A 16,969-nucleotide genomic window follows, 5' to 3' on the forward strand; every position below is an offset into this window, starting at 1 on the left:
CTGCCGAGGGTGAGCCCTCGTCGTCGGGCGAAGATGTCCGAGTTCACGGCGTTCACCGAACTCGCCGAGCAAGGGCTGAGCGCCGTCGGCGACAACCCCAAGGGCAGAGCCCGGTTGGAGCTGATGCGCGACATGTACGCCTTCATGGGCCGCGAGGTCCCAAAGCTCCTCGACCAGTGGGACCGGCAACGAGGCGGCTGAGGCAGGCTCGACGATCTGCCTCACGTGTGGGTGCACCGGAAACCAGGTGGCTCCCCCTGCACCCGATCCACGCGCGGGCTTCGACCAGCGAACTCCTCCAGCGGGCCAGGCGTTACGGCGGCCCGCCGGGAGCGCTGGAGGAGCGTGGACCCCACGGGCAGAGCCACGGGCGGCGCGGGGCGCCAGGTGGGCTCGCCGTACGACATCCGCCCGGGTCAGGTCGTTTCGTCGCCCTCTACGCGCATCACGCTGGCCACCGCGCGGACGATGTCGAGTTCGCGCAGGCTCTCGATGGTGCCGGAGAGGGCGGCGTCGGTGGCGCGGTGGGTGACGAGGACGAGCTGGGCGTCGTCGCCGTGGCCCTCCTGGCGGACCGTCTGGATGGAGACGTCGTGCTTGGCGAACATGTCGGCGACGCGGGCCAGGACGCCGGGCTTGTCGGCCACGTCGAGCGCGACGTGGTAGCGGGTGACCGTCTCGCCCATGGGGTGGACGACGAGGTCGGCGTACGTGGACTCCTCGGGGCCGCGGGCGTTCGAGAGGCGGTTGCGGCCGACCGCCACCAGGTCGCCCAGGACGGCCGAGGCGGTGGGGGCGCCGCCCGCGCCCTTGCCGTAGAACATCAGCTCCCCCGCCGACTCGGCCTCGACGAAGACCGCGTTGTACGCCTCGCGGACCCCGGCCAGGGGGTGTGACCTGGGGATCATCGCGGGATGGACCCGGACGCCGACCGAACGGCCGTCGTCGGAGCGGGAGCAGATGGCCAGCAGCTTGATGACGTAGCCCATCGCCTTGGCGCTGGCCACGTCGGTCGCGGTGACCTCGGTGATGCCCTCGCGGTGGACGTCGGCGGCGGTGACCCTGCTGTGGAAGGCGAGGCCGGCGAGGATGGCGGCCTTCGCGGCGGCGTCGAAGCCCTCGACGTCGGCGGTCGGGTCTGCCTCGGCGTAACCCAGCGCCTGGGCCTCTTCGAGCGCGTCGGTGAACGACGCCCCGTTTGAGTCCATCTTGTCCAGGATGTAGTTGGTGGTGCCGTTGACGATGCCCATCACCCGGTGCACGTGGTCGCCGTTGAGCGACTCGCGGAGCGGGCGGAGCAGCGGGATGGCGCCCGCGACGCTGGCCTCGAAGTAGAGGTCGGAACGGCCTGCCCTGGCCGCGGCGTGCACGGTCGCGCCGTCCTCGGCGAGCAGCGCCTTGTTGGCGGTGACCACCGACTTCCCGGCGGTGAGCGCGGCGGTGATCAGCGACCTGGCGGGCTCGATACCGCCGATGACCTCGATCACGATGTCGATGTCGTCGCGGACCACGAGCGCCTCGGCGTCGGTGGTCAGCAGCTCGGGCGGCACCTCGGTGTCACGCTTGCGCCCCAGCCGTCGTACGGCGACGCCCGCGAGCTCGACCGGGGCCCCGATCCTGGCGGCGAGGTCGGCGGCCTGCTCGTCGAGCAGCCGTACCACCTGGGATCCCACCACGCCACAGCCCAGCAGGGCGACTTTCAGCGGTTTCACAGTTGTCCCCTCAGCAGGTCGTCCTCGGTCTCGCCGGGGACGATGACCCTGGCCACGCCGTCCCTGACCGCGACGACGCCGGGCTTGGGCTGGTAGTTGTAGTTGTTCGCCAGCGATCGGCAGTAGGCGCCCGTCGCCGCGACGGCGAGCAGGTCGCCGGGCGTCAGGTCGGCGGGCAGGTAGGTGTCGCGGACCACGATGTCGCCGCTCTCGCAGTGCTTGCCGACGACCCGGGAGAGCATGGGCTCGGCGTCGCTCTCGCGCGAGGCGACCACGCAGGTGTAGTCGGCGCCGTAGAGGGCGGTGCGCACGTTGTCGCTCATGCCGCCGTCGACGCTGACGTAGGTGCGCAGCCCTTCGACGTCCTTGACGGTGCCGACCTGGTAGAGCGTCACGCCGCCGGTACCGATGATCGTACGGCCCGGCTCGACGGTGAGACGCGGCACGGGCAGCCCCGCGGACGTGCAGACGGTGGCGACGATCTCGCGGAGGCTGTCGGCGATCACCTTGATGTCGGGCGCCTCGTCGGTGTCGGTGTAGGCGATGCCGTAACCGCCGCCGAGGTCGAGCTCGGGCAACACCACGCCGTGCTCGTGCTTGATCTGCACCAGCAGCGCGGCCAGCCGCTGGGCGGCCACCTGGAACCCGGCGGTGTCGATGATCTGCGACCCGATGTGGGAGTGCAGGCCGACGAGTTCGAGCTGCGGCAGGGCCAGGACGCGGCGCACCGCCTCGGCGGCGGCGCCGGTGTTGAGCGAGAACCCGAACTTCTGGTCGTCGTGCGCGGTGGCGATGAACTCGTGGGTGTGCGCCTCCACCCCGGTGGTCACCCGGACCAGGACCCTCGGCCGCACCTTGTGCCGCTCGGCGAAGAAGCCCAGGCGGGCGATCTCCTCGTAGGAGTCGGCGACGATGTGGCCGACTCCGGCCTCGATCGCACGCTCCAGCTCGGCGGCGGACTTGTTGTTGCCGTGCAGGGTGATCCGCTCGGGCGGGAAGCCGACGCTGAGCGCCACGGCCAGCTCGCCGCCGCTGCAGACGTCGAGGCCGAGACCCTCCTGGTCGATCCAGCGGGCGACCTCCCTGCACAGGAAGGCCTTGCCCGCGTAGTGGACCTCGCTGTCGGCGAAGGCGGACTTGAAGTCGCGGCAGCGGGAACGCACGTCGTCCTCGTCGAGCACGTAGAGCGGCGTGCCGTACTCGGTGGCGAGATCGCGTACGTCGAGACCGCCGACCGTGACCGCGCCACCCGTACGGCCGGACGTTCGCGGCCAGATCGCGTGGTTCAGCGTGTTCAGGTCTGCGGGAGGGCGGGGCGGGCGCTCCTGAGGCAGCATCTCGGCATGCCTGTCGCCTGCGGGATGGACGTATCGACTCACCCGAACGAGGCTATCGGACCGGCTGATCCGCCTGGGACGCGTGCCCGAACTTCGAGACGCCAGCCACGGTAATTTATCGCTATTTATCGCCAAATTTCCGTATATCTTCCGCCAAGGCGGTCGCTACGACACTCGCTCCTCGGGCGCCGCCCACGTGTTGCACGCGCCGATGGTTCCCTCCCGCATGCCCAGCCTGATCCACGCCGCGCTGCTGCTCGCCGATCCGTGCGACTCGCGGTGCTTGGCCCACTCCAGGTCCTGGTCATCGGCCTGCGCCCCGTCGGCGTCCCCCATCTGGTCGACCGGCTCGGGCTCGATGCCACGCAACGAGACGGCGGCCAGGCAGTCGGCCTGCAACTCCAGCCGCCGGGACCACGCCTCGTCGAAGACCTCGGGCCCGCGCTGGTCGGCGATCCCGCTGATCTCCTGGACATGGTGGGCGTACTCGTGGGCGAGGGTGAACATCGTGTAGAACGCCCACCCGTTGTCGTCGATCAGCACGTTGACCGAATTCGACTCCGGGCAGTAGATCCCCGACCAGTCGTCATCGTCCTTGCCGCAGGCGGCCTCCTCCGGGCTCCGGACCAGATTGACCTCACCGGGCGGCTCGTAGTCGTAGCCCGCGCTGCCCAGCACCTCCGCCCACGACCGGTCCAGGCAGGGCGCCAGCGACCGTAACGCCTTGACCAGGTCCTCCTCGGAGATCTCGTCCCTCATCCGGGGCACCTCGCAGCGGCTGGTCACCTTGCCCGTCGAGTAGAGCTCGTGGGTCGCCGCCCCCGAACGCGGCGAACCGGCCGCCGTGCCGAGTAACTCGCGCAGGTCGGGAGAGAGTACGACGACCCCGCCGGCGATGAGCGCGAAGGCGGCGGCGATCGGCAGCAGTCGCCTGAGCAATCCGCGGCCTCGTGGTTCGCGTGGCCGCCAGTCCCGTGGGCCGTCTGCCACCGCTCACTCTCCCCTGTTCAGGTATCCGGGGGTGTTTATCACACTCTTTCGGACGTTGTCTGTCCAACGGCGGGCAGCCCTCCGGCCAGCACCAGCCGCACCGCACCCGCCAGCCGTACCCGCGCGATGTGCACGGTCCCGACCGCCTCGTCCCCCCGTGGCACGGCAGGCGCCCGCTCGTGCGCGTCGTGGTACGCCAGGGCCAGCCGGACGAGGTAACCCGGCCATCCCGCGTCCCTGCTCGAACGCCGCCCCGGCAGTTCGGCCAGCACCCTGAGCACCGCCCGGTCGCGAGGGTCGGTGAGCGACGCGGGCTCGAAGGGTCCGGACGGCACGCCGAGGTCGCGCGCCCAGCGCCGGACGGCCACGGCCCTGGCGAGACCGTAACGGACCACGAACCCGGGGTTGTCCCAGGTGCGCGGCAGGTCGGGCCACCCCGCCGCCGGGCCGCCGGTGATCTCGGCCCCGGTGATCTCCTCGACTAGCGTTCCCGGCTCGGCCACCACGATCTCCAGGAACCCGCCCGCCACGACCCTGACCTCCGAGATCCCCGGCAACGGGCGCACCAGGGCCGCGAGGCGGGCGCCGGGCTCCCGCGCCCGCAGCGCGGCGGCCGAACGGTAGACCGCCTCGCGCTCCCACGACCCCACGGGTTCGGGCGGTTCGCCGAGGATCTCGGCAAGCTGTGCAGGCGTCACCCCGGGAACGATACGTCCAGGAACGCCGCACCACGGCGATCCACCGCGAGCCGTACCCCCGCCTGGCGGCGAGTCGCCGGAGCGGCACGGCAGGCCGCGCCCCCGACGAGCCGCCGCGCCCGTCCCGTCCCGGTGTGACGGCCGGGGGCCGCTCCGGCGAGCCGCCGTTCACGCCATCGCGTGCGGTTCCGCCTCGCCGTAGCCGACGAGGCGAGCCGAGCCGAGCAGGTCCGCGTCCTCGTCGCGCACCCGCACGTAGCCGAACCGGTCGGCGGAGAAGACCTTGATCTTGTCGGCGCGGCACTGCCGCATGAGGACCTCGTCCCACCCGTCGGACAGGTCGGCGATGCCCAGCCCGCGCAGCACCCCGCGGCGGGCGAGCAGCGTGCCACCGGCGACCTCCGGCAGGTAGGAGTAGTCCGCGCCGGGCTGGCGGAGGACCGTCGCGCCGGCGTCCCGCAGGTAGGCGTAGTAGGACGCCTTGCCGACGATGTCGGCGGTGGCGAAGAGGAACGCCCTGCTGAGGTCGGCCAGGTAGTGCTCGCCGTACACGTCTCGCGGGTCCATCACCGCGACCAGGTCGCCCTCGCACAGGTCGAGGGCGCGGTCGAGCATGCCGCCGGTGCTCAGGCCGGGGTCGGCGGCGCGGGCCACCACGTCGGCGGCGAGCAGGTCGCGCGCCCGTTTGCCCGCGATCTCCGGCTCCGGCGCCACCAGCACGACCTGGCCGACCCCCGACTGCCTGGCCACCTGGGCGAGCATCCGGTCGACGTCGCCGCCGCCCATGGGGATGACCACCGAGATGTTCAGCGTCGCCCTGGCGGCGGGCAGGCCGATCAGTTCCAGCAGGTCGTCGACCCGTTCGGTCATCGTGCCGCCGGCGTAGGCGTTGCGGACCCCGGCGTGCGCCCGACGGTCGTCGGGCAGGCTGCCGATCGGCGTGCCGCACGCGGCGATCTCGGCCAGCCGCCAGGTCGCGGTGCTCGGCGGGCAGGTGACCCCCTTGGGCCAGCGGTAGGAGGTCAGCACGTCCGGATACGACAGGTGGGCCGGGAGCAGCTCGTCGAGGCTGAGGATCCGGTCGAAGCGGTCCCCGGCCAGCGGGATGGGGTTGTGGACGCGCGGCTGGACGGCCAGCGGCAGCAGCCCGGCGCGCGGGTGGACCGAACGCCAGACGTGCAGCGCCTCATGGGAGGCGGTCACGACGTGCTCGAACAGCGCGGCGGTCGCCTGGTAGTCGGCGACCTCGCCCGAGGTGTGCCAGAAGAGGGTGCGGATGCCGCGCTCGGCGCACCAGGCGAGCAGATCGCGCAGCCCCTCCCCCGGCTCACCGGTCACCTCCTGGGCCCACGGCCCCTCGGTGACCGACTCCACCAGGAGCAGGTGAGGCGTCTCCTGCGGGAGCACCCGGGCGAAGTCGCGCGGTGTGAAGCCGACCGTCTGCCGCCACTCGTAGCGGAGCAGCGCCTCGGCGTGCGGGTCGACGACGGCGGCGACGGTCAGATGCGGCCGGGTGTTGGGCCCGGTCGGCACCCGGAAGGGCTTGAGCTTGAACGAGGCGCCCTCGATGGTCCGGACCGAGGAGCGCGCCTGGAAAGCGGCTCCGGGGGCCTGCTGTTTCTCCGGCGCGGCGGACGGCACCGGCTGGCGCTTGGGCGCGACGGGCCGCTTGGCGGACCTGGCCGCGCCGCGGAGGCCGCGGGCCAGCCGTACCGGGTTGCTCTTGCCCGTCTTGAGCGCGTCGCCGAGGCGGGACCAGCGGGCCACCTCCATGGAGGAGAGCTTCCACCGCGCGACCTCGGTCTGGTAACGCTGTTCCGCCAGGTCGCGACGGAGTTTGTCCTCGCCGGCACGGGCGTCCTGGAGCTCGCGCTCGCAGGCGTGCAGCCGTTTCTCCGCTTCCCGCAGATCCGCCGTCGCGTGTTCGGCCTCGGCCACTTTGGCCTGGGCGGCGTCCAGGAGCCGCGCGAGTTCCGCGGCCCGCTCCGCCTGCGCGATGGCGTCCCGCAATGCCCGCCGGGTTCCCTCGAGTTGCTCGCCCGCCACGTCGTCCTCCGATTTGTCGGCGGTGCAAAAGGATACCCTCTGCATATACGCGACATAGAGGAGTTTGACCGTGCGCAACGGCGAGTGGCCGGCCTTCACCGTGCGGCCGTACGTGTGCGGCGCGATCGGCGACTTCGACCGGGTTCGGCTGGAGGAGCTGAGAACCGCCGGGCCGAGGGTCCGGGCGGCACTGGAAGTGCCCGGCGCGGCGCTGTTCAGCACCGGCCCGCTGCCCCCCTACCACCGGCGTGACCGCGACTACGCCTTCGCCTGGGGGGAGCGCAGACCGCAGGTGACCGCGAGCTGGATCTCCGTCGCGGAGACGTACGAGACTCCCGGGCTGATCGACGACGGCGAGCGGGTCACCCTGCACGCGGGCGGGCTCGGCCTGGTCGACGTCTACTACGTGACGACGCCCGAGGCGGTCTACTTCTCCTCGCTGCTGCGACCGCTGCTCGCCCTGGTCCGCGGGCCGTACGAGATCGACTGGGCGGCGTGGGCGTCGATCGTGCAGGTCACCTTCCCGCTGCGGGACGACACGCCGTACGCCGGGGTCAAGCGGCTGGCGGGGGCGAGCGCGCTGGTCTACGACCGCGCCACGGGGCGGGTCGCCACCGACCGGCGGCTGCCGCGCTGGGTGCGCGAGGAGCCGTACGAGGCGGGGCGGAGCGCCGGGGAGATCCTGGCGATCCTGCACGAGGTCTACAAGGAGTTCGACGACCGGCCGCTGCTCGTGCCGGTCAGCGGCGGCTACGACTCGCGGCTGCTGTGCTCGGTGGCCGTGGCCAGGGGCGCCGACGTGGAGTCGTGGACGACCAGCCCCGACGACGGCACCGACACCGACATCGCCTTCGCCCGCGCGATCACCAGGGAACTGGGCGTACGGCACCGCGTGATCGCCCAGGACGCGGCGGCCTATCCCGACGACGCCGACGCGGTGGCCCGCAGGCTGGAGTACCTCACGCCGCACCACGCGTGGTACGCCCCGTTCGCGCGCCAGGTGCAGCGGGCCGGGCGGACGCTGGTGGACGGCCTGGCCGGCGGCCCGCTGCTGAAGAACTTCATGGTCAGCGGGGACGCCCTGCACGCCGCCTCCGCGGCCGAGCGCCAGGCGGCCGTGCTCAGGTCGCTCTCCCTCGGCGCCCCCTCCACGCCGTTCCTCTCCGAGGAGGCGGCGGCCTGGATCGGCGACACCGTCCGGTCCGGGTTCGCCCAGTCGACCTCGATGCTGCACGGTCACCGCGCCGAGCTGCCCCTGTCGGTGCTGCACACCAGGACCGTGCGGGGCATCGCCCGCTCCCCGGTCAACCTGGTCGGCCCCGAGGCGTCCTTCGCGGCGCCGTTCATCCACCCCGACTTCTTCGACGCGGCGCTGTCCGTCGGGGTGGCCCGTAAGGACAAGGGCCGTTTCTACCGTGAGGTGTTGCACACGGCCAATCCGCGGGTGGCCGCGCTGCCGTCGACCAATGTGATCAAGCAGCCGCTCCAGCGGGTGCCGCTGCGCTCGACCGCCGCGCCCGCCAGGGAGCACGGCCATCGTCTGCTGACGCGGGTGGCCCGGGAGGTGCCGAGTCTGCTCTCGGACGAACTGCACGCGGTCGTGGCGCAGGGGCCGGACGCGCTCGCCCGTTTCAACGGGTGGAACGACCGCTTCTGGCTGCGCGGGCTGGTGCTGTTCGGCGGCTGGCTGACGGACCACGAGGGCGCCCTCGGCGACCTCACTCCGCCCTGGCGATCAGGCGGCTGACCTCCAGGTTTCGGTCACGTGTGCTGAAGGTAACAGGCCAATTACGGGCCCAACCCGCGAATGATCTCCGGTTCCGTCGATGCACCCTGATTATCGTGCTTCGGAAGCCGCGATCCGCTGGTAGTGTTCGGACGAAAGCACGCTAAAGGACGGGCCTGAATCACAAATTCGGTCCCGAGGGCATGGAGTTCGTGGGGATGACGACTCCGGGCGGCGTGCTCACCCAACATCAGCAGCCGGCCGAGTCCGGTGACTTCGTTTTGCCCTTTTCCTTCACTGTGAGCGAGAGACGATGACGACATCCCCCTGCTCGGAACCGGTTTCAGAGGACTTTGTCTCTGCCGATCCGCAGTGGTACAAGCGTGCGGTGTTCTACGAGGTGCTCGTCCGTGGGTTCAAGGACTCCAACGGAGACGGCACGGGAGACCTGCCTGGTCTCATCGAGAAGCTGGACTACCTGCAGTGGCTCGGCGTCGACTGCCTGTGGCTGCTGCCGCTCTACGACTCGCCGCTGCGCGACGGCGGGTATGACATCGCGGACTATATGAAGATTCTTCCGGATTTTGGGGATCTTGGGGACTTCGTCCAGCTGATCGAGTCCGCCCACGAGCGTGGGCTTCGCATCATCACCGATCTCGTGATGAATCACACAAGTGATCGGCATCCCTGGTTCCAGGCGTCCCGTCATGATCCGGAAGGCCCTTTCGGCGACTTCTACGTGTGGTCCGACCACCCCGAGGGCTTCCCCGACGCGCCGATCATCTTCGTCGGGGCCGAAGAGTCGAACTGGACCTATGACCCGGTGCGAAAGCAGTACTACTGGCACCGTTTCTTCCACCACCAGCCCGATCTCAACTACGACAACCCCGCCGTCCAGGACGCGATGCTGGAAGTGCTCCGCTTCTGGCTGGACCTCGGCATCGACGGCTTCCGCCTGGACGCCGTGCCGTACCTCTTCGAGCGTGAGGGCACCTCCTGCAGCGGCCTGCCCGAGACCCACGCCTACCTGCGCAAGGTGCGGGCCGAGATCGACAGGCTCTACCCCGACCGGGTGCTGCTCGCCGAGGCCAACGGCTGGCCCGAGGACGTCGTCGAGTACTTCGGCGACCCCACCACGGGAGGTGACGAATGCCACATGGCCTTCCACTTCCCGCTCATGCCCCGCATCTTCATGGCCGTACGGCGCGGCACCCGCGAGCCGATCTCCGAGATCATGTCGCGCACCCCCAAGCTCCCCGAGAAGGCCCAGTGGGGCATCTTCCTCCGCAACCACGACGAGCTGACCCTGGAGACGGTCACCGACGAGGAACGCGACTACATGCACGCGGAGTACGCCAAGGACCCGCGGATGCGCGCCTACCTCGGCATCAGGCGGCGGCTGGCCCCGCTGCTGGAGAACGACAGGGACCAGATCGAGCTGTTCACCGCCCTGCTGCTGTCACTGCCCGGCTCCCCCGTCATGTACTACGGCGACGAGATCGGGATGGGCGACAACATCTGGCTGGAGGACCGCGACTCGGTCCGCACCCCGATGCAGTGGAGCCCCGACCGGAACGCCGGATTCTCCCTCGCCGACCCGGGCCGGCTCTACCTGCCGACCGTGATGGACCCGATCTACGGGTTCCAGGCGGTCAACGTCGAGGCGCAGCAGAAGAACCCGGCCTCACTGCTGCACTTCACCAGGAAGATGCTGGAGATCCGCCGCCAGCACCCCGTCTTCGGCACCGGCGTCTACAGCGAGCTGTGGTCGTCGAACCCGGCCGTGCTGACCTTCGTCCGCGAGGACGGCGAGGACCGGATGCTGTGCGTCAACAACCTGTCGAAGTATCCCCAGCCGGTCGAACTCGACCTGCGGCGCTTCGTCGGCAGAACCCCCGTGGAGTGCCGCGGCGGGGTGCCGTTCCCGGTGATCGGTGAGCTGCCCTACATGCTCACCCTGCCGGGCCACGGCTTCTTCTGGTTCTCCATCCGCTAGACCTCCGCCCCCAGATGACCGCGGTCCCCCGACCGCGGTCATCTGATCACGCCACCAGATCGCGGCCCCCGGCCGCGGTCACCTGATCACGCCACCTGATCGCGGTCACCTGATCGCGACGGGCACCCGGGCACGAGCCGCCCGTCGCGCCGGGATCAGCGCGACCAGCAGGGCCGCGCCCACCGCGACCAGCACCGCCACCAGCAGGGTCACCGCCGACGGGGCGCGCGCGATGCCCGCGCCCACCCCGCTGGTGTGCCCCTGCAGGTTGATGATGCCGTTGGAGAGCGAGGCCCCGGCCAGGACGCCCGTGACCACGCCGATCACCACGAGCACCCCGGTGCCCGTCACCAGCGTCGCGGCCACCTGCCTCGGGGTCAGCCCCATCGCCTTGAGCACGGCGAGGTCGAGCGCGTGGTCGCGCAGGCCCAGCGCGCTCGCGGTGAGCAGGTTGGCCAGCCCGATCAGCGCGAGCACCACGACCAGCGCGACGATCACCACCCGGATCACGGCCAGCCGCTCGGCCGGGTTGACCACCCGCGCGACCTCCAGGTTCTGCCCGGAGGCGGCCAGCAGCCTGGTCCTGACCTCCTCGGCGTCGACTCCCGGCTTCACCACGAGGCTGTAGAACTCCGGCGGCAGGGCGTCCTTGGCGGAGAGGCTGTCGATCCCGAAGGACAGCACCTCGCCGTCCTTGTCCGGCTCCACGACCCGGCCCACGATGCGCAGGATCAGCGGGGTGCCGCCGACGGTGACCCGCACCCGGTCGCCGATCTCCACCTCCAGCAGGTCGAGCAGCCCCTGCCCGGCGACCGCCTCACCTCGTTCCGCGTAACCGCGCCCGTCCACGACCACGAACGGGTACGGCTCGGCCGAGGTGCCGATCGCCCGCGCCGGCACGGTCCTGGTCTGCTCCGGTTCGAGGGCGTCCACCTCGGTGCCCGGGTAGAACGCCGTCACCCCGGGGTCGGCCCTGATCAGCCTCTCCGCGTCGCTGGCGGGCAGCCTGCCGGGCTTCACGGTCAGCGCCGCCGCCTGGCCGACCTGCTCGGGATGGCTGAGGAAGTTGTCCAGCGTGGCCCAGCAGCCCAGCCCGATCGTGATCATCATCATCGGCACCGCGACGCCGAACGTCGTCAGGAACGCGGGCAGCCTGCGGGTGAACGCGTCACGGGCGCCCAGCACCAGCGCGGGCGGCAGCCGTACGAGCAGGGCCAGCCTGGCCATCCGGGACAGGTGGCCGCGCGGCGGCATGGCGGGGGCGGCGGGGATCGGCGGGGTCCGGCCGCCGCGCCAGGCGGGCAGCGCCACCGCGACCAGCACCACGGCCGCCGTGCCGACCGCGATCGCCGCCGTGGGCATCGGGGACAGCGGCAGCCCCGCGCCGCCGTCCAGCGCGAGCATGGTCACGAACTGGCCGCAGACCAGCCCCGCCCCGACGCCGGCCAGGCCCAGCGATCCGTGCTCGACCAGCAGCATGCCCATGACCTGGCCCCGGGTGAGGCCGAGCGACTTCAGCGTGGCGAAGTCGCGCGACTGGGTGAGCACCCGGCCGCCGACCACGTTGGCGATGGCGAGCGCCGCGGCGATCAGGCCGACGACTCCGAACAGCGCCAGGAGCAGGCCGAGCAGCCGGTTGTCGAGCTCCATGGAGGCGCGTACCTCGCGCCACGTCGAGATGCGCTGGATCCGTTCGTCGAGCAGGGTGACCGCGCCCTGCACGACCAGGCGGGTGGCCTCCGGATCATCCAGCCGCAGGCCGATGACCGACTCGCTGAGCCCGACCGCGGGCTCCACCCGGTCGAGAGTCTCGGGCAGCGCCCAGGCCAGGCCGGGGGTCCACTCGGGATAGAAGCCCTGCTCCGCGGTCTCGGCGATGCCGGCGACGGCCAGCACGTGGCGGGTGCCGTTCAGCGCGGTCACCGTGAACGGGCTGCCCAGCCGGAGCCCGGACGCCCGCGCGAAGGACCGCTCGACCACCACGCCGTCGAGGTCGGCGCGGTCGAGCCAGCGCCCCTCGCGCACCACGGGGTGCGCGATCTCGGGCGGGTCCACCGGCAGCGCCCTGAGCGCCACCGGCGCCTTCCTGCCGTCCTGGGCGAGCGTGACGGGCGCGCTGCGGTACGGCCCGGCCACGCCCGTCACGCCGGGCAGCGCGGCCAGCCCGGCAGGGTCGGGGCTCTGCTTGGCGTGGATCCACACGTGGGCGCCGTCGGTCTGGGTGAACAGGCCGCGCCACGGGTTGGTGCTGTCTTCGAGAAGCGTGGCCGAGGTGATCAGCGCGGTGACGATGCCGGCGACCGCGAGGACGGCCAGCAACGCCTGTCCCCGCCGCGCCCGCAGATCGGCCTTGATCCACCTGGCGGAGGCGCGCACCGTGCTCATCGCAGCTCGACCACGTCTCCCGCCCCGCCCCTTGAGCGGCGGCGGGGGACGGCGATCGTGCCGTCGTCGATGACCTGACCGTCGAGCAGCGACACCACCCGGTCGGCCAGGCTGGCCACTCTCGCCTCGTGGGTGACGAGCACGATCGTCTGACCGTCGCGGTGTACCTCGCCCAGCAGGCGGAGCACGTCACGGGTGTTGCGGCTGTCGAGGTTGCCCGTCGGCTCGTCGGCGAGCAGCAGGCTCGGCCGGTTGGACAGGGCGCGGGCGAGCGCCACGCGCTGCTGCTCACCGCCGGAGAGCTGCGAGGGCGGCGCGTCGGACCGCTCGGTCAGCCCGAGCGCGTCCAGGAGATACTCCCTGCGCGCGCGGGCCTCCTTCGGACTGGACCCGGCCAGCAGCGCGGGAAGTTCCACGTTGTCGGCCACGGTCATGTTCGCGACCAGGTTGAAGAACTGGAAGACGAAGCCGATTTTCTTCCTGCGCAGCAGCGCCCAGGCGCTCTCCCGCAGGGTGTCGACCCGCCTGCCGTCGAGCCAGATCTCGCCGGAGGAGGGCTTGTCGAGCCCGCCGAGCATGTGCACCAGGGTCGACTTGCCGGAGCCGGAAGGCCCCGTGACGGCCACGAACTCCCCGGCCCCGATCTCCAGGTCCACCCCTCGTACGGCGGGCACGGGCACGGCGCCTTGCTGATAGATCTTGCCCAGGTTGACCGTCTTGATCACTGTGCTCAGCTGCTTAGGGGTCACGGAAGCTCCTCCTGGCAGCGTTCGAGCCAGTCGAGATCTGCCTGAAGATGCAGCATGGCACCTTCGATCAGCAGATGCGCCACGCGGTTGGCCTGGTCCGTGCCGTCGGCCAGCTCGTTGAGGCTTCGCATCAGTGAAAGATAGTGCCGCCGCTGGCGGTTGATCAGCGCCATCCGGTCGGCGATACCGGTCATCGGCGCGAGCACGAGCTTCATGAAAAAGTCGTCACGGACCCTGGGGCCCTCCGTCGGCTCGTCGACCCAGGCTTCGAGCTTCTCTCTGCCCAGCGCGGTCAGGTAGTAGACCTTCTTGTTCGGCCGGTTCGACTGCTCCACGTCGACCGCGCGGACCAGGCCGTCCTTCTCCAGCCTGCCGAGCGTGACGTAGATCTGGCCGATGTTCGGGGATGGGTATGCATCGCCGAAGGTCAGCTCAAGTGCCTGTTTGAGCTCGTAGCCATGTGCAGGTTCCTTCGCGAGGAGTGCCAGCAACGACAGCCGCACGCCCCACCTCCTCGACAGCCCGTTATGGATGCGTTACGGGAACATCTGTTGACGCTCACATTACCGCTGTGCATAACATGAATGCATCTACCTAACACGCATGTAACCACCTTGGAACCTGGAGGAATCAACGTGCATCGCCTTGTCTCCGTCACGCTGGCAGTCATGCTGCTGGCCGGCTGCACGGGACCGGGCGAAGAGGCCGCACCAGAGGTCGGAACGGGCGGAACCGGCCCGATCACCCTCGTCATCGGGCGGGACACCACGTCCTACCTGCGGCCTCTGCTGGACCGCTGGAACGCGGCGCACCCCGGAGAGCCGGTCACCCTGCTGGAACTCCCCGAGGCCGCCGACGAACAGCGCGCCCAGATGGTCGCCAACCTCCAGGCGAAGAGCGAACGTTACGACGTGCTCGCCCTCGACGTGATCCGGACGGCCGAGTTCGCCGACGCGGGATGGATCATCCCGCTGGAGCGAGCGATGTTCCCACTCGACCGCTTCCTGCCTCCCGTCGTGGACACGGCCGTCTATCAGGGCAAGCTGTGGGCGGTGCCGTACAGCAGCAACGCCGGTCTGCTCTACTACCGCAAGGACCTCCTCCGCAGGGAGGGTCTCAAACCGCCCAAGACCTGGGCGGAGATGCGGGAGCAGGCGAAGAGACTGAGCGCGAAATACGACGTCGGCGGATACGCCGGTCAATACCTCGCCTACGAGGGACTGACCGTCAACTTCGCCGAGGCCGTGCAGTCGGCCGGCGGCAAAGAGATCATCAGCTCCGACGGGGCCAAGGTCACGATGGACGTCGGCAAGGCCGAGGCCGGGCTCGACTTCCTGGTGCGCGGACTCCGCGAGGGCTGGATCCCCCGCGAGTCGCTCACCTTCAAGGAGGAGGAGTCGCGGCTGGCCTTCCAGGAGGGACGGCTGCTGTTCTCACGCAACTGGCCACACGCGTACGGCCCGGCCACGCAGTCGGCGATGGCGGGGAAGTTCGCGGTGACCGGGTTGCCGGGCATCGACGGGCCGGGATCAAGTTCGCTGGGCGGTTACAACCTGGCGATCAGCGCCTACTCCAAGAAGCAGAAGTCGGCCCTGGCCTTCATCCGCTACTTCACCGGGCTGGAGAACCAGCGCCGCGTGCTGACGGACGGCTCCTTCCCGCCGGTGTGGGCGGAGTTGTACGACGATCCCGCCCTCATCAAACGTTTTCCCTACCTGCCGGTGCTGAAGCAGAGCATTCTCAACGCCCAGCCCCGGCCGGTGGCCGCAAACTACAACCAGGTGAGCCTGGCGATCGCCAGCGCGGTCTCCCGGGCACTCACCCCCCCTTTCGAGGAGTCGAGCGGCGACATAGCCGCCTCCCTGAAAACCGAACTAAACGAGATCATTCGGGCCCGTTAGCGAGAGGCGATCCCTCTCCGGCGGCGGACCGTCATCCCCATCTCAGTTCGTTGCACCAAAAAACTCACATTCGGGGCTTAGAAACGCAGGAGGAACGCACTATGCGTAAAGCCAAGGCCCTGGCGGTCGTCGCAGGGCTGTCGATCGTCACCGCCGCGTGCGGCGGCGCCGACCCCGCCGAACCGGCACCGGCCGCCAACGGCGCCAGCAGCGCCCCCGCCGCCAAGACCCTCGAAGGTGTCACCCTCGAGGTCGCCGCGAAGTGGACCGGCGAGGAGCAGACCAACTTCGAGGCCGTGCTGAAGGCCTTCCAGGACAAGACCGGCGCCAAGGTGACCTACGCCTCCACCGGCGAGGACACCGGCGCCTACCTCGGCCCGCGGATCCAGGGCGGCAACCCGCCGGACATCGCGATCCTGCCGCAGCCGGGACTCGTCCAGCAGTACGCCGAGCAGAAGGCCCTCAAGCCGCTCGCGTCGGAGGTCCAGGCCGAGATCGACAAGAACTACACGCCCTACTGGAAGGAACTCGGCTCGGCCGACGGCCAGGTCTACGGCGTGCTGGTGAAGGCGGCCCACAAGTCGCTGATCTGGTACCGCGCTCCGGCGTTCGAGGAGGCCGGCGTGCAGCCGCCGACCGACTGGGCGACGCTCCTCACCGCCGCGCAGACCGTCGCCGACTCCGGCACCCCGCCGTTCTCGTTCTGCGGCGCGTCCGGCTGGACGCTCACCGACCTGTTCGAGAACGTCTACCTCTCGACCGCCGGCCCGGAGAACTACGACAAGCTCTCCAAGCACGAGATCCCGTGGACCGACGCGTCCGTGACCACCGCGCTGGAGAAGATGGCGGAGATCACCGGGAAGAAGGAGTTCGTGCTCGGCGGCAGCTCCACGGCCCTGCAGACCGAATTCCCGGCCTGCGTGACCAAGGTCTACGGCGAGAAGAAGGCCGCGATGATCATCGAGGCCGACTTCGTGGCCGCCTCGGCGTCCGAGTCCGGCGCGAAGGTCGGCGAGGACGCCAAGTTCTTCCCGTTCCCGAAGGCCGGGGAGACCGAGCCCGTGGTGCTCGGTGGCGACATCGCGGTGGCGCTGAAGGAGTCTAAGGGCGCGATGGCGCTGCTGCAGTACCTCGCCTCGGCTGAGGGCGGCGCCGTCTGGGCCAAGCTTCCCGGCTACCTCTCGCCCAACCGCAACGTCCCCGCCACGACCTACCCGAGCCCGGTGACCCAGCAGCTCGCTCAGACGATCATCGACGCGGGGGAGTCCGTCCGGTATGACATGTCCGACCTCGCGCCCAGCGCGTTCGGCGGCACCGACGGCAAGGGCGAATGGAAGTACCTCCAGGACTTCCTGCGCGACCCGTCCGACATCAAGGGCATCCAGGAGAAGCTGGAGTCCGAGGCCACCAAGGCCTGGAAGAAGTAGGA

13 protein-coding genes are annotated in these 16,969 nt (G+C 70.4%); 5 read left to right on the forward strand and 8 right to left on the reverse strand.

Features of this window, described 5'->3' with window-relative positions; genetic code table 11:
• Positions 1-9: 9 nt before the first annotated feature.
• Positions 10-201 carry a hypothetical protein gene (locus tag MBA17_RS22045; protein ID WP_238498432.1) on the forward strand — a complete coding sequence of 64 codons (192 nt, stop codon included), beginning with the start codon at positions 10-12 and terminating at the stop codon, positions 199-201.
• A gap of 215 nt (positions 202-416) precedes the next feature.
• On the opposite strand, the gene MBA17_RS22050 is transcribed toward MBA17_RS22045, so the two are convergent.
• The 5 genes from MBA17_RS22050 to MBA17_RS22070 all read right to left on the reverse strand — a co-directional run bounded on the left by MBA17_RS22050 (position 417) and on the right by MBA17_RS22070 (position 6,828).
• Positions 417-1,712 carry a homoserine dehydrogenase gene (locus MBA17_RS22050; RefSeq protein WP_238498433.1) on the reverse strand — a complete coding sequence of 432 codons (1,296 nt, stop codon included), beginning with the start codon at positions 1,710-1,712 and terminating at the stop codon, positions 417-419.
• Positions 1,709-3,091, reverse strand: coding sequence for a diaminopimelate decarboxylase (lysA, locus tag MBA17_RS22055; RefSeq protein WP_238498434.1), 1,383 nt, complete (start codon positions 3,089-3,091; stop codon positions 1,709-1,711). Before lysA ends, MBA17_RS22050 begins: the two co-directional genes overlap by 4 nt.
• A gap of 123 nt (positions 3,092-3,214) precedes the next feature.
• The gene (locus tag MBA17_RS22060) at positions 3,215-3,988 is read right to left on the reverse strand and encodes a neutral zinc metallopeptidase (protein ID WP_238498435.1); all 774 of its coding nucleotides are present in this window, start codon (positions 3,986-3,988) and stop codon (positions 3,215-3,217) included.
• A gap of 89 nt (positions 3,989-4,077) precedes the next feature.
• Positions 4,078-4,737: a DALR anticodon-binding domain-containing protein gene (locus MBA17_RS22065; RefSeq protein ID WP_238498436.1), complete on the reverse strand. Its 660-nt coding sequence runs from the start codon at positions 4,735-4,737 to the stop codon at positions 4,078-4,080.
• 168 nt (positions 4,738-4,905) lie between these two features.
• Complete coding sequence (locus MBA17_RS22070; protein WP_238498437.1) at positions 4,906-6,828, reverse strand: hypothetical protein; 1,923 nt, start codon at positions 6,826-6,828, stop codon at positions 4,906-4,908.
• Between the two features lie 25 nt (positions 6,829-6,853).
• Here MBA17_RS22070 and MBA17_RS22075 point away from each other — a divergent pair, with 25 nt between their 5' ends.
• Both MBA17_RS22075 and treS read left to right on the forward strand, forming a co-directional pair.
• The gene (locus MBA17_RS22075) at positions 6,854-8,530 is read left to right on the forward strand and encodes an asparagine synthase-related protein (RefSeq protein WP_238498438.1); all 1,677 of its coding nucleotides are present in this window, start codon (positions 6,854-6,856) and stop codon (positions 8,528-8,530) included.
• Between the two features lie 292 nt (positions 8,531-8,822).
• Positions 8,823-10,505, forward strand: a complete 1,683-nt coding sequence (treS, locus tag MBA17_RS22080) for a maltose alpha-D-glucosyltransferase (protein ID WP_238498439.1) — start codon at positions 8,823-8,825, stop codon at positions 10,503-10,505.
• A gap of 105 nt (positions 10,506-10,610) precedes the next feature.
• On the opposite strand, the gene MBA17_RS22085 is transcribed toward treS, so the two are convergent.
• From MBA17_RS22085 to MBA17_RS22095, 3 genes are read right to left on the reverse strand one after another with little or no spacing between them, the layout of a single operon-like run.
• On the reverse strand, positions 10,611-12,890 hold the full coding sequence (locus tag MBA17_RS22085; RefSeq protein WP_238498440.1) for an FtsX-like permease family protein: 2,280 nt from the start codon (positions 12,888-12,890) through the stop codon (positions 10,611-10,613).
• Positions 12,887-13,639: an ABC transporter ATP-binding protein gene (locus tag MBA17_RS22090; protein ID WP_238498441.1), complete on the reverse strand. Its 753-nt coding sequence runs from the start codon at positions 13,637-13,639 to the stop codon at positions 12,887-12,889. Before MBA17_RS22090 ends, MBA17_RS22085 begins: the two co-directional genes overlap by 4 nt.
• Positions 13,636-14,142, reverse strand: coding sequence for a PadR family transcriptional regulator (locus MBA17_RS22095; RefSeq protein ID WP_238498442.1), 507 nt, complete (start codon positions 14,140-14,142; stop codon positions 13,636-13,638). The genes MBA17_RS22090 and MBA17_RS22095 overlap by 4 nt, the downstream gene beginning before the upstream one ends.
• 132 nt (positions 14,143-14,274) lie before the next feature.
• Between MBA17_RS22095 and MBA17_RS22100 the strand changes: the two genes are divergently transcribed.
• Positions 14,275-15,540, forward strand: a complete 1,266-nt coding sequence (locus MBA17_RS22100; RefSeq protein ID WP_238498443.1) for an ABC transporter substrate-binding protein — start codon at positions 14,275-14,277, stop codon at positions 15,538-15,540.
• Positions 15,541-15,641: 101 nt separating this feature from the next.
• Positions 15,642-16,967 carry an ABC transporter substrate-binding protein gene (locus MBA17_RS22105; RefSeq protein WP_238498444.1) on the forward strand — a complete coding sequence of 442 codons (1,326 nt, stop codon included), beginning with the start codon at positions 15,642-15,644 and terminating at the stop codon, positions 16,965-16,967.
• Positions 16,968-16,969 lie beyond the last annotated feature (2 nt).

The organism is Dolomitihabitans soli (genome assembly GCF_022213955.1).
Taxonomy (GTDB): Bacteria; Actinomycetota; Actinomycetes; order Streptosporangiales; family Streptosporangiaceae; genus Streptosporangium_A; species Streptosporangium_A soli.